The sequence below is a fragment of the Pantoea sp. X-Soil-YNGN-844 genome (genome assembly GCF_059730595.1).
The window spans coordinates 3,931,883-3,943,871 of sequence record NZ_AP036007.1; the positions used below are offsets into that span (position 1 = coordinate 3,931,883).

At 54.9% G+C, this 11,989-nt stretch carries 12 protein-coding genes; 8 read left to right on the forward strand and 4 right to left on the reverse strand.

The features are described 5' to 3' along the window. Positions 1-36 precede the first annotated feature (36 nt). Both grxC and AC6I8C_RS18325 read right to left on the reverse strand, forming a co-directional pair. Positions 37-291, reverse strand: coding sequence for a glutaredoxin 3 (gene grxC, locus AC6I8C_RS18320; RefSeq protein WP_008926942.1), 255 nt, complete (start codon positions 289-291; stop codon positions 37-39). Positions 292-310: 19 nt separating this feature from the next. Continuing rightward, positions 311-742 (reverse strand): rhodanese-like domain-containing protein, encoded by a 432-nt coding sequence (locus AC6I8C_RS18325; RefSeq protein ID WP_497823239.1) that lies wholly within the window; start codon positions 740-742, stop codon positions 311-313. Positions 743-994: 252 nt separating this feature from the next. On the opposite strand from AC6I8C_RS18325, the gene envC reads away from it, so the two are divergent. From envC to AC6I8C_RS18345, 4 genes are all read left to right on the forward strand, one after another. Further along, positions 995-2,296, forward strand: coding sequence for a murein hydrolase activator EnvC (envC, locus tag AC6I8C_RS18330; protein WP_497823240.1), 1,302 nt, complete (start codon positions 995-997; stop codon positions 2,294-2,296). Positions 2,297-2,299: 3 nt separating this feature from the next. Then, the gene (locus tag AC6I8C_RS18335; protein ID WP_497823241.1) at positions 2,300-3,202 is read left to right on the forward strand and encodes a divergent polysaccharide deacetylase family protein; all 903 of its coding nucleotides are present in this window, start codon (positions 2,300-2,302) and stop codon (positions 3,200-3,202) included. 103 nt (positions 3,203-3,305) lie between these two features. Further along, entirely contained in the window at positions 3,306-4,535 is a 1,230-nt protein-coding gene (locus AC6I8C_RS18340) for a glycosyltransferase (protein ID WP_497823242.1), read from the forward strand. Continuing rightward, positions 4,528-5,439: a hypothetical protein gene (locus AC6I8C_RS18345; protein WP_497823243.1), complete on the forward strand. Its 912-nt coding sequence runs from the start codon at positions 4,528-4,530 to the stop codon at positions 5,437-5,439. Before AC6I8C_RS18340 ends, AC6I8C_RS18345 begins: the two co-directional genes overlap by 8 nt. Before the next feature lie 31 nt (positions 5,440-5,470). Here the strand turns inward: AC6I8C_RS18345 and tdh are convergent, their stop codons facing one another. Together tdh and AC6I8C_RS18355 are read right to left on the reverse strand one after the other, a co-directional pair. Further along, complete coding sequence (tdh, locus tag AC6I8C_RS18350; protein ID WP_497823244.1) at positions 5,471-6,499, reverse strand: L-threonine 3-dehydrogenase; 1,029 nt, start codon at positions 6,497-6,499, stop codon at positions 5,471-5,473. Between the two features lie 10 nt (positions 6,500-6,509). After that, positions 6,510-7,706 (reverse strand): glycine C-acetyltransferase, encoded by a 1,197-nt coding sequence (locus tag AC6I8C_RS18355; protein ID WP_497823365.1) that lies wholly within the window; start codon positions 7,704-7,706, stop codon positions 6,510-6,512. A gap of 230 nt (positions 7,707-7,936) precedes the next feature. Here AC6I8C_RS18355 and rfaD point away from each other — a divergent pair, with 230 nt between their 5' ends. From rfaD to AC6I8C_RS18375, 4 genes are read left to right on the forward strand one after another with little or no spacing between them, the layout of a single operon-like run. Then, positions 7,937-8,869 (forward strand): ADP-glyceromanno-heptose 6-epimerase, encoded by a 933-nt coding sequence (gene rfaD / locus AC6I8C_RS18360; protein ID WP_161732967.1) that lies wholly within the window; start codon positions 7,937-7,939, stop codon positions 8,867-8,869. Positions 8,870-8,886: 17 nt separating this feature from the next. After that, on the forward strand, positions 8,887-9,942 hold the full coding sequence (rfaF, locus tag AC6I8C_RS18365; RefSeq protein ID WP_497823245.1) for an ADP-heptose--LPS heptosyltransferase RfaF: 1,056 nt from the start codon (positions 8,887-8,889) through the stop codon (positions 9,940-9,942). Then, a complete protein-coding gene (rfaC, locus tag AC6I8C_RS18370; RefSeq protein ID WP_497823246.1) occupies positions 9,930-10,907 on the forward strand; it encodes a lipopolysaccharide heptosyltransferase RfaC in 978 nt (325 codons plus the stop codon). The genes rfaF and rfaC overlap by 13 nt, the downstream gene beginning before the upstream one ends. Then, the gene (locus AC6I8C_RS18375) at positions 10,904-11,980 is read left to right on the forward strand and encodes a glycosyltransferase family 9 protein (RefSeq protein ID WP_497823247.1); all 1,077 of its coding nucleotides are present in this window, start codon (positions 10,904-10,906) and stop codon (positions 11,978-11,980) included. The genes rfaC and AC6I8C_RS18375 overlap by 4 nt, the downstream gene beginning before the upstream one ends. The last annotated feature ends 9 nt before the right edge of the window (positions 11,981-11,989 follow it).

Sequence of the window (11,989 nt, forward strand, 5' to 3'; positions counted from 1 at the left end):
GACCAAATCCTATATATGAGGTTGTCCGGCGTAAAATTACGCCTGCAGTAAGGGATCTAAACCTTCGCGATTATCGAGTGCGAATAAGTCATCGCAGCCGCCAATGTGCTGCGCATCAATAAAAATCTGAGGCACGGTGGTACGACCGCTACGCTTGATCATCTCTTCGCGCTTAGCCATATCGCCATCAATGGGGATTTCCTGAAACGAGACGCCTTTTTGCGTTAACAGCGCCTTCGCACGATGGCAGTAAGGACAGGTGGCCTTGGTATACATTTCAACATTTGCCATGATCAGCACCTCTGTAGGATTATTTACCGCGAACTAACGGCAGATTTTCGCCGCTCCAGCCACTGATACCCTCTTTCAGCACTGAAACCTGCTCAAAGCCTGCCGCGCTGAGATGTGCAGCAGAATTACCTGCGCTTTGTCCGGTTGCACACACCACAATTATGGGCTGCGCTTTATGCTTTGCCAGTTCGTCGAGGTTGCCTTTTTTAATCTCAGCGGCTGCCACATTCAGCGCACCTGAAATATGCCCCCTGCGGAAATCGTCGCGCGAACGCACGTCTACTACTACCGCGTCCTCTTTATTAATCAGGCGGGTGGCTTCACCGCGGCTGATCGTTTTTACCTTAGAGAACATTCCTTTAACGGTAGTCACAATCACCATAACGAGTAAAACGACCCATGCCAGACTCAGGATGGGGTGATTGCTTGCAAACTGCATAATTTCTTGCATGAGGGGTAACGACTCCAGACCGGGCTAATAAGCTAAAACAAGGGTTCTGAGTATACCTGCGCCACTTCGCATGTACAGATGCTATGCGGCCAGAGTATCGATTTGTGCTCCATTTTCCAAAAAAAGTGGCTGAAAGGCAAAAATGGCGTAAGGGTTAATCCATGTCATGGTGAAAGTGGACATAACTGGAAAAGCAAATGCCCGCTGGCAGCACTGGTAAGCGGCGGTTCATCGTGGAATAATCATTGGCCTATGAAGGGAAAAACAACCGTTTCGCACACAAGGACCCGTCCCAACGGCGATAACCTGCCGTTGTTCACACACCTGTCCAGCCTCTCCCTTAGTCTGCTTTGTGCGGGAGCACTGTTGTTGCCTGCCGCTGTTCACAGCGCAGAGGACAGTAAATCTCAGCTGCAATCCATTCAGCAAAACATTGCTGCAAAAGAGAAAAGCGTTAAAGCGCAGAAACTGCAGCGCAGCAAACTGCTGGATCAGCTGCAAAGCCAGGAGAAAGTCATCGCGCTGGCGAGCCGTCAGTTGCGTGACACCCGCAATAGCCTCACCGCTCTGAATGACGAAATCAGGCAGCTCGCTGCCTCCATCGCCCGCCTTGAAAAACAGCAGACTCAGCAGGAAAGCCTGCTTTCTGAGCAACTTGATGCGGCATTTCGTCAGGGTCAGCACAGCGGCGTGCAGCTTCTGATGGGCGGTGAAGAGAGCCAGCGCAGTGAGCGTATTCTGGCCTATTTCGGCTATCTGAACGCTGCCCGCCAGAAAAGTATCGAATCGCTGCAAAAGACGCGACAGGATTTAGACCAGCAACGCGCCTCGCTGGAGCAGAAGCAGCAGCAGCAGAAAGAGTTATTAGCGCAGCAGCAAGGGCAGCAGCAGAAGCTGCAACAGGCGAGCGACGCGCGTAAAAAGACCCTGACGTCACTGGAAAGCGCGCTGGAAAAAGATCAGGCCGATCTGGTCGAGATGCGTCAGAACGAAAGCCGTCTGCAGGATAAGATCGCCCGGGCGGAACGTGAGGCGCGCGAGCGCGCAGCCCGTGAAGCGCGCGAGGCGGAAAAAGTGCGTCAGCGTCAGGCGCAGGCGAAAGCCAAAGGCTCCAGCTATCAGCCGACTCAGAGCGAACGTGAACTGGTAGCCCGCACGGGTGGACTGGGGCGCGCGGGCGGACAGGCGTTGTGGCCGGTGCGCGGACGCATTGAACATCGCTTTGGTGAACAGTTGCAGGGTGAACTGCGCTGGAAAGGACTGGTGATTGATGCGCGGGAAGGCACCGAGGTGAAAGCGATTGCCGATGGTCGTGTGCTGATGGCCGACTGGTTGCAGGGCTACGGTCTGGTGGTGGTGCTGGAGCACGGCAAAGGTGATATGAGCCTGTATGGCTACAACCAAAGTGCGCTGGTGAGCGTGGGTACGCAGGTGAAGGCAGGACAGCCTATCGCACTGGTGGGCACCAGTGGTGGCCGCGGTACCCCGTCGCTCTATTTTGAAATCCGACGTCAGGGACAGGCCGTCAATCCACTCCCGTGGTTAGGAAAATAAGTTTTGCTGCAACGTCGAAAAATCTCCGTTCTGTTGAGCGCCTTACTGTTCAGCTATGCTGCACAGGCGGGCAAACTGGCCATTGTCATCGATGATGTCGGCTATCGCCCTGCCGAAGAGAACAAAGTCCTGCAGATGCCGCAGGCCATTTCAGTAGCGGTCTTGCCCAACGCACCCCATGCACATGAGATGGCGACTAAAGCACATCAGAGTGGTCATGAAGTCCTGATCCATCTGCCGATGGCACCGCTCAGCAAACAGCCGCTGGAAAAAGATACCTTAACGCCGGAGATGAGCAGCGAAGAGGTTACCCGCATCATGCGTAATGCGGTTAACAACGTGCCTTATGCCGTCGGTCTGAACAACCATATGGGCAGCAGGATGACCTCAAGCCTGCCCGGTATGCAGAAAGTGATGCAGGCGCTGAACCACTACAATCTCTACTTCCTGGATAGCATGACCATCGCTAACAGTCAGGCGATACCTGCCGCACAGGGTACCCAGGTCAAGGTGTTAAAACGCCGGGTATTCCTTGATGACAGCCAGGATATTAACGCCATCCGCCAGCAGTTCAGCCGGGCGGTGAAGCTGGCACAGCGCGACGGTTATGCGATTGCCATTGGTCACCCCCACCCGACTACCGTACGGGTGCTGCAGCAGATGTTACCCACGCTGCCAGCCGACATTACGCTGGTTCGCCCCAGTCAGCTGCTGAACGAATCACTGCGAAGCGGCTCACCGACGCCTGTCGCTCCGGCAAAACCGGTGCCACCACGCTTCCAGCCTGCCGGCCTGTGTAAAGCGAAACAGCCACTGGCACCGGTTCCGGCGACCCGAGCCTTAGCGGTAATCGCTGAAAGTGTGAATCACAGCCCACTGTTTACCACGCTAAAAAATCTCTTCTGATTTGCTATGAATGCTAAGTCTCAGGCTTAGCGTTCATTTATACGCAGAAATTACTATAATCCAGGGTCGGACAATAACGGGCTGTGCGGAAACAGTGATAGGGATGACGATAAATAAACAAAAAATCCTGCTGCTGGATAACGGCAGAGAGTGGGGCGGCGGCACCAACAGTATGCTGGAGCTGCTGAAACGTATCGATCGTCAAAAATTTGATATCACCTGCTGCTTCTACCACAACTACAGCCGTGGTAACGACGAAACGATTGAGGCCACGCTGAATGCGCTGGCCATTCCTGTCTTTTTTATTCCGCAAATCAAACAGCCACGCTGGGCAAAATTTGTTAAAGAAGCCGCGCGCGCGCTGCTGTTTTTCAACAAAAAGCTTAAGAAGCGTGTTATCGACGAGATTGATACGCGCTGGCGAATTATGCCTAATGCCAGCAAAATTAATTCCCTGCTGCAGTTGGGTAACTTCGACACGCTCTATATGAATAACCAGCCCAGTACTAATGTGGAAGGTTATCTGGCCGCGCGCAGCCTTGACGTTGCGGTGGTTCAACACTGCCGTATCGATCCGGTTCTGGAACCGCGGCTGGTCAGCATGGTGAATCAGGATTGCCAGGCTGTGATTGCCGTATCTCAGGGCGTCAATAACACCCTGCGTCGCCATGGTATCGATGCGGAACGCTGTTTTACCGTCAGTAATGCCATCGACGTTCACCAGACTCTGCCCGACCGCCTTGAAGTACGCCAGCGCTTTAAACTCTCCCCTTCGACCTTTGTGTTTGGCACGATCGGCTCTCTGATATTGCGCAAATCTAATCACCATATCCTGCAGGCGCTGGGCCGTTTTAAACGCGCCAATCCCGATGCAGACTGGCGGATGGTGATTGTCGGCGCAGGTCCGGAACTTCAGCATCTGCTGCAACTTGCGACTGCAGAGAACATCCAGCATCACGTGGTTTTTACGGGCTTTCAGAACAATGCTCTCGATTACCTCACCGCCTTTGATGCGTTTATTCTTGCCTCACGCAGTGAAGGCTTACCCCGGGTTGTGCTGGAGGCGATGCTGGTAAATACCGCCGTTGTGGGCTCCCGTGTGGTCGGCACTGCCGAATTGATCAGTCATGACGAAACCGGGCTGCTGTTTGATTATGGCAACGTGGTACAACTGACCCAGCACCTGACCGCGCTATGGCAGGATGCGGATTTGCGTCAACGCCTGATCAATGCGGCAGCGAAACGCGTACGTGAACAGTACGCCATTGAAACTTATATCAGCGGCGTCGAGAATATTCTGCAAAGCGTCGCCAAAAAGAAACCTCATGCTTAATTTTTTAAATCCCCGTTACCGCCATATCAGAGCGCGCCATAACCTGTCTTATTCGCAAAAAGAGGTTCAGGGCACTGTGCCGGTCACCTCTGTCGTAATCCCCTGCACCGGCGCGGACTATATTGAAGAAGCTTTGCTAAGTGCCGATTTTGCGGCACGTTTCGCGACGGAGGCAAAAGAGGTCGTGATTGTCAGCGATCAGCCAGCGCACGCCTTTGGCAACCTGCCCGCTAAAACCCGCGTGGCGACGCTGGATGTGTCGCACCGGGAAGAGAGTTATCGCTATAAGCAGATCTATCGCAGTCGTTTGATCAAATTGCAGGCGCCCTTGCAGGCAGAAGGCGACGGTATTCTGATGATCGATTCCGACCTCAATCTGCTTAAGATGCCGCAGATCATGATGAAGCCGGGCCATCTCTATTCCAGCTTCCGTCAGGGGAAAATGATTGCCAAGCTGGACGGTGCGCCGCAAGAGGCGATTCCCGCCTACTATCCGCACAGTATCCGGCCTTATCTGGTGGACCACGTGAATGGCGCTTACCTGGCTGCCACCCGTGAAGTCTGGCAGCGCATTTCGCCACTGTGGCTGACGCTGTTTAATGACACCTGGAATTTAATGAACGACAGCCAGCCGCCGACCGATCAGCTGCCGCTCGCGGTGTTGCTGGATATGCTGGATATTAAAACCGTCAATCTGGGCGAATGGGCTAACTGGCCGGTCTCCAAGAAAATCGGTGGTCAGTCAGCAGTCATCCCGCCGGAAGTGGTTGGCGCGCATGGCGGCTTTCCGCTGTCGGAATGGCAAAAATACCTTGCTGACCCGCAGCAGCCGCTGAACTTCAAAGGCCAGGACTACACGCGCAAAGTGCGCTACCTGACCGACGAAGAGAAGAAGAAAAGCTAATCCTGCGGCCGCCGTGCCAGCGGCCGTTGTTTTAATCCCAGCTTAGTATCACTTTCCCCGAGCGTCCTGAACGCATCTCATCGAAGCCCTGCTGGAAATCGTCGATACCGTAGCGATGCGTAATGACCGGCGCTAAATCGAGACCGGACTGAATCAGCGCCGCCATTTTGTACCAGGTTTCAAACATCTCACGGCCATAGATGCCTTTGATAAAAAGCCCCTTAAAGATCACCTGATTCCAGTCGATCGCCATTTCACCCGGCGGGATGCCCAGCAGTGCGATCCGCCCACCGTGATTCATCACCTCCAGCAGTGAACGGAAGGCAGGAGGCGCGCCCGACATCTCCAGTCCGACATCAAACCCTTCCGTCATCCCCAGCGACTGCATCACGTCGCGCAGATCTTCATTCGCCACATTGACCGCACGTGTGACGCCCATTTTCCGCGCCAGTGCCAGGCGATACTCATTGATGTCCGTGATCACCACGTTGCGTGCGCCGACGTGGCGACAGACTGCAGCGGCCATGATGCCGATTGGACCTGCACCCGAGATCAGCACATCCTCACCGACCAGGTCGAACGAGAGCGCGGTGTGCACCGCATTGCCGAACGGATCAAAGATTGCCGCCAGCTCATCGGAAATGTTGTCGGGAATTTTAAATGCATTAAAGGCGGGGATGACCAGATACTCCGCAAAGCAGCCCTGACGGTTAACGCCCACACCCATCGTGTTACGGCATAAATGAGTGCGTCCGGCGCGGCAGTTGCGACAGTGTCCACAGGTAATGTGCCCTTCGCCCGAAACCCGGTCTCCAATCGTAAAGCCTTTCACTTCCTGTCCAATCGCGACCACCTCACCCACATACTCATGCCCGACAATCATCGGCACCGGAATGGTTTTGCGCGACCAGTCATCCCAGTTGTAGATATGGACATCGGTGCCGCAGATGGCGGTTTTACGAATCTTAATCAGCAGATCGTTGTGACCCGGCTCCGGAACCGGGGCATCAGTCACCATCCAGATGCCCGCTTCCTTCTTCAGTTTGGCGAGTGCTTTCATGACGGACTCCTCAGGCGATAACGCCCAGTTGTTTGCCGATGCGGGTAAAGGCCGCCACCGCACGTTCCAGCTGCTGCTGGGTGTGCGCCGCAGAGATCTGGGTGCGGATGCGTGCCTGACCTTTTGGCACCACCGGATAGAAGAAGCCGGTCACGTAGATGCCTTCCTGTTGCAGCAGGCGGGCAAACTCCTGGGCGACGCTGGCTTCACCCAGCATCACCGGAATAATGGCGTGATCGGCACCGGCCAGCGTAAAGCCCGCCGCCGTCATCTGCTCACGGAAATAACGGGCGTTGTCCCACAAACGCTGACGCAGTCCGTCGCCTTCACTGAGCAGATCCAGCACCCGCAGCGAGGCAGACACGATGGCTGGTACCAGCGAGTTAGAGAATAGATAGGGACGGGAACGCTGGCGTAACCACTCCACGACTTCGGCTTTTGCAGCCGTGTAGCCACCTGACGCGCCGCCCAGCGCTTTCCCGAGCGTACCGGTAATGATGTCGACCCGGCCCATGACGTCGCAATATTCATGGGTGCCGCGTCCGGTGTTACCGACAAAGCCCACCGCATGGGAATCATCCACCATCACCAGCGCGGAGAATTCATCAGCCAGATCGCAAATGGCGGGCAGATTTGCAATCACCCCATCCATTGAGAAGACGCCATCGGTGGCAATCAGAATATGTCGGGCACCTTTATCGCGTGCTTCCTGCAAACAGGCACGCAGCTGCGCCATATCGTTATTGCCATAGCGATAACGCTGCGCTTTGCACAGCCGGACGCCGTCGATAATTGAGGCATGATTCAGCGCATCCGAGATAACGGCATCCTGCGCATCGAGCAGGGTTTCAAACAGGCCGCCGTTTGCATCGAAACAGGAGGAGTAGAGAATGGCATCCTCCATGCCGACAAACTCTGCCAGCCGCTTTTCCAGCTGCTTATGGCTGTCCTGCGTGCCGCAGATAAAGCGTACTGACGCCATGCCGAAACCATGCGAATCCATCCCCTCTTTCGCCGCCTGAATCAGCGCCGGATGGTTCGCTAAGCCTAAGTAGTTATTAGCGCAGAAGTTAATCACTGCCGGATCGCTGCCAACCGCGATCTCCGTCTGCTGAGCAGAGGTGATGATCCGCTCCTGTTTAAACAGTCCTTCCTGACGTGCATCATCAAGTTGCTGACGAAGTTGTTGATAAAATTGCGTAGGCATCATTGCTCTCCTCAGATGGCAAAAATCTGGCATATCTTACTGGACAGGCCGCTTCTTCACGATAAATCGCCCAACAGAATGTCATTTTTGCAGCATAGTTCACGCCGCGACGATGTACGCACAACGCGTTACAGAGTCATCTGGCTGTCTGCACTCTGATGAAATGTTATGATGTGAGGTATTCGTGTGTGAAACCTCCTGTTTCACCCCACAACGTTGAAGGTAACAACATGATTATCGTAACTGGCGGCGCAGGAATGATTGGCAGCAACATCGTCAAAGCGCTGAACGATCGCGGTCACACCGACATTCTGGTGGTGGATAATCTGAAGGATGGCACCAAGTTTGCCAATTTAGTCGACCTGGATATCGTCGATTACATGGACAAAGAAGAGTTCCTGATGAGCGTGATCGCAGGCGATGATTTAGGCCCGATCGAAGCGGTCTTCCATCAGGGCGCCTGCTCCTCCACCACTGAGTGGGATGGCAAGTACATGATGGAGAACAACTATCAGTACTCCAAAGAGCTGCTGCACTTCTGTCTTGAGCGCGAGATCCCGTTCCTTTACGCCTCTTCCGCAGCCACCTACGGCGGTCGCAACGAGAGTTTCATCGAAGAGCGTCAGTATGAGCAGCCGCTGAATGTCTATGGCTACTCCAAGATGTTGTTCGACCACTACGTCCGCCAGATGCTGCCGGAAGCGAACTCGCCGGTGTGCGGCTTCCGCTATTTCAACGTCTACGGACCGCGCGAAGGCCACAAAGGCAGCATGGCCAGCGTTGCTTTCCATCTGAACACACAGATCAGCAACGATGAAAATCCAAAACTGTTTGAAGGCAGCGATGGCTTTAAGCGTGATTTCATCCACGTTGATGACGTGGCAGAAGTGAACCTGTGGTGCTGGGAAAATGGCGTCTCCGGGATTTATAACTGTGGTACAGGCCGCGCCGAATCCTTCCAGGAAGTGGCTGATGCGGTTCTGAAATTCCATCAGAAAGGTCAGATCGAATACATCCCGTTCCCGGAAAAACTCAAAGGACGCTACCAGGCCTATACGCAGGCCGATCTCACTAAATTGCGTGCTGCCGGTTACGACAAGCCATTTAAAACGGTGGCGCAGGGCGTCGCTGAATATATGGTCTGGCTGAACCGCAACGCATAAAGGAAGCTGCTCCGGCGATGAAAATTCTGGTAATCGGCCCGTCGTGGGTCGGCGATATGATGATGTCGCAAAGTCTCTATCGCACACTCAAGGCCGAACATCCGGATGCAGTGATTGATGTGATGGCACCCGCGTGGTGCCGTCCATTACTGTCACGCATGCCGGAGGTAAATCAGGCGCTGGCGATGCCGCTCGGGCATGGCGCACTGGAGATTGGTGAGCGTCGCCGGCTGGGAAAAGTACTGCGCGCCAGTCACTACGACCGTGCTTATGTGCTGCCTAACTCCTTTAAGTCGGCACTGGTCCCCTTCTTTGCCGGAATAAAACGCCGCGTCGGCTGGCGCGGTGAAATGCGCTATGGCCTGCTGAACGATTTGCGGGTGCTGGATAAAACCGCGTTTCCACTCATGGTTGAGCGCTACGTTGCGCTGGGCTATGACACCCCTGTTGCCTCGGCGGCGCAGCTGCCACAGCCGCTGTTGTGGCCAAAACTGCAGGTTGAAGAGCATGAAAAGATTGAGACCGCCGCACAGTTTCAGCTCGCGGCGACCCGTCCGATCATCGGTTTTTGTCCGGGCGCTGAATTTGGCCCCGCCAAGCGCTGGCCGCACTATCACTACGCCACGCTGGCCCGTCAGCTGATTGCTGACGGCTTCCAGATTGTGCTGTTTGGCTCCGCCAAAGATCGCCCGACTGGCGACGAGATTATCGCTGCTCTGCCAGAGGATGCACGCGGCCACTGCCGTAATCTGGCCGGTGAAACCCAGCTGGAGCAGGCAGTCATTCTGCTGGCGCAATGCCGCGCCGTGGTCAGTAACGATTCCGGCCTGATGCATATCGCTGCGGCGCTGGACCGTCCGCTGGTGGCGCTCTATGGGCCGAGCAGCCCTGACTTTACACCACCGCTCGCAAAACAGGCGCGTATTATTCGCCTGATCACCGGCTATCACAAAGTGCGTAAAGGCGATGCCGACCAGGGCTATCACCAGAGCCTGATCGATATTCAGCCTGAGCGCGTACATCAGACGCTGAGCGAACTGCTCGCACCACAGGGGGTGCCATGCACGTCCTGATTGTTAAAACCTCTTCAATGGGTGATGTACTGCATTCACTGCCGGCACTGACCGATGCGATGCATGCTATCCCCGGCATCCGTTTCGACTGGGTGGTGGAAGAGAACTTCGCGCAGATCCCTGGCTGGCATCCTGCGGTCGATAAGGTGTTACCGGTCGCAATCCGCCGCTGGCGCAAACACTGGTTTGGCAGTCAGCAGCGTGAAGAGCGTGTGCTGTTTAAGCGCGCGTTACAGTCGCGTGAGTACGATGTCGTCATTGATGCGCAGGGGCTAATCAAAAGTGCCGCGCTGGTTACCCGCTTATCGAAAGGGGTGAAGCACGGGCAGGACAGCCGCAGCGCGCGTGAGCCGTTTGCCAGCTGGTGGTATGACGTCCGCCATGAAGTCAGTAAGCGACAACACGCGGTTGAGCGGACGCGCGAACTGTTCGCCAAAAGCCTGGGCTATGAAAAGCCGCAAAGTCAGGGTGACTATGCGATTGCCGGACACTTTCTGCATCATTTGTCCGCTGACGCACATCATTATCTGGTCTTTCTGCATGCCACGACGCGTGACAACAAGCACTGGCCGGAATCACACTGGCGTCAGTTGATTGAGCTGGTGCAGCCCAGCGGGCTGAGGGTGAAATTGCCCTGGGGTGCGGAACATGAGCATCAACGCGCCTTGCGCCTTGCTGAAGGATTTGATCATGTCGAGGTGCTGCCTAAGCTGACGCTGGAAGCGATAGCCCAACAACTGGCGGGCGCGCGGGCGGTGGTCTCGGTCGATACCGGATTGAGCCACCTGACGGCGGCGCTGGACCGCCCCAACCTCACACTGTATGGCCCGACCGATCCCGGCCTGATTGGCGGGTACGGGCAGAACCAACAGGCACTGAGCGCCCCAAATCATAATCTGGCGGAGCTGGCTGCTGACACGGTGGCAGAAAAACTGCGGGCCGTTATTACGGAAAATACGCCATGAACTATGTGCTGATCTACCTGCTGCTTCTGCCTTTCCGGGCCATAATGCAGCTGTTTTACCGTCCAACCGGACGCAGCTTAATCATTCAGACGGCGAAGATTGGTGATTTCATCAATATCACACCCATGCTGCGCGCGCTGGGTCAGTCTGAGTTGCTGATCAGCAAAGCAGTGGAGCCGCTGGCGCGTCACGATGACACGGTCAGCCGCTATTTTCTGATTGAAGACGCAAAGCGCAGCTTTTTTGCCAAACTGAAGCTCGCGTTCACCCTGATGAACCGCTATGACAACGTCTATCTGGTGCAGCCAAACAGCGTAAACCTGTTCTTTGCCGCGTTATGCAACGCACCGAACAAGCAGTTTCTGCGCACCTATGTGCGTAAGTCCTACCATAAGACGTTCTATCGCAGCGCCAGCGGCATTGTCGACCACGCTAAGACAGATTTGACACTCGACAGCTACCTGAAGCTGATTAACCGCGACTATCGCTACACCGATTTCCCTAAACACGCGACCTCGCCGCTCTGGCAGCCGCCCGTGCCGCCCGCCGCGCTGCAGAATCCGCACAGCGGCATTAAAATAGGTATCAGCATTTCTGCCGGTAATAAGGCTAAGACGATTCCTGCCAGCATCTGGCAGCAGCTGATGACATCGCTGGATGACCTGCCCTGCACCTTTTATGTGTTTGGTCCGCCATCTGAGCAACCGTGGCTGGATGAGTTACTGAGTCTGACTGGCCCCAAAAAGAATATTGTCAGTCTGATTGGTAAGCTAAAGCTGGAAGAGGTTCCGTGGGCCATTTCGCAGATGGATTTCTATATCGCCTCTGATTCTGGCAATGCCTATATTGCAGATGCCCAACAGATTCCAGTGATCATGCTTTACGGGCCGTGTGAAGTCAGAGAACAGCGTCCGGTTAATAATGTGTTGTTCATCGGACCGGATAATGTTGATGCCTCGACGTTCGTTTTTGCCACCCGTTTTAAGTTTGATGAGCCTGCTGAAAAATTATTCGGGCTGGATCACGATAAACTGACTAGAATACAAACGTTTATTACTCATAATCTGGAATAGTGAAGCGTA

Coding starts and splice junctions, on each gene's coding strand:
- grxC (WP_008926942.1), bottom strand. CDS start 291: ATGGCAAATGTTGAAATGTATACCAAGGCCACCTGTCCTTACTGCCAT.
- AC6I8C_RS18325 (WP_497823239.1), bottom strand. CDS start 742: ATGCAAGAAATTATGCAGTTTGCAAGCAATCACCCCATCCTGAGTCTG.
- envC (WP_497823240.1), top strand. CDS start 995: ATGAAGGGAAAAACAACCGTTTCGCACACAAGGACCCGTCCCAACGGC.
- AC6I8C_RS18340 (WP_497823242.1), top strand. CDS start 3,306: ATGACGATAAATAAACAAAAAATCCTGCTGCTGGATAACGGCAGAGAG.
- AC6I8C_RS18345 (WP_497823243.1), top strand. CDS start 4,528: ATGCTTAATTTTTTAAATCCCCGTTACCGCCATATCAGAGCGCGCCAT.
- tdh (WP_497823244.1), bottom strand. CDS start 6,499: ATGAAAGCACTCGCCAAACTGAAGAAGGAAGCGGGCATCTGGATGGTG.
- AC6I8C_RS18355 (WP_497823365.1), bottom strand. CDS start 7,706: ATGCCTACGCAATTTTATCAACAACTTCGTCAGCAACTTGATGATGCA.
- rfaD (WP_161732967.1), top strand. CDS start 7,937: ATGATTATCGTAACTGGCGGCGCAGGAATGATTGGCAGCAACATCGTC.
- rfaF (WP_497823245.1), top strand. CDS start 8,887: ATGAAAATTCTGGTAATCGGCCCGTCGTGGGTCGGCGATATGATGATG.
- rfaC (WP_497823246.1), top strand. CDS start 9,930: ATGCACGTCCTGATTGTTAAAACCTCTTCAATGGGTGATGTACTGCAT.
- AC6I8C_RS18375 (WP_497823247.1), top strand. CDS start 10,904: ATGAACTATGTGCTGATCTACCTGCTGCTTCTGCCTTTCCGGGCCATA.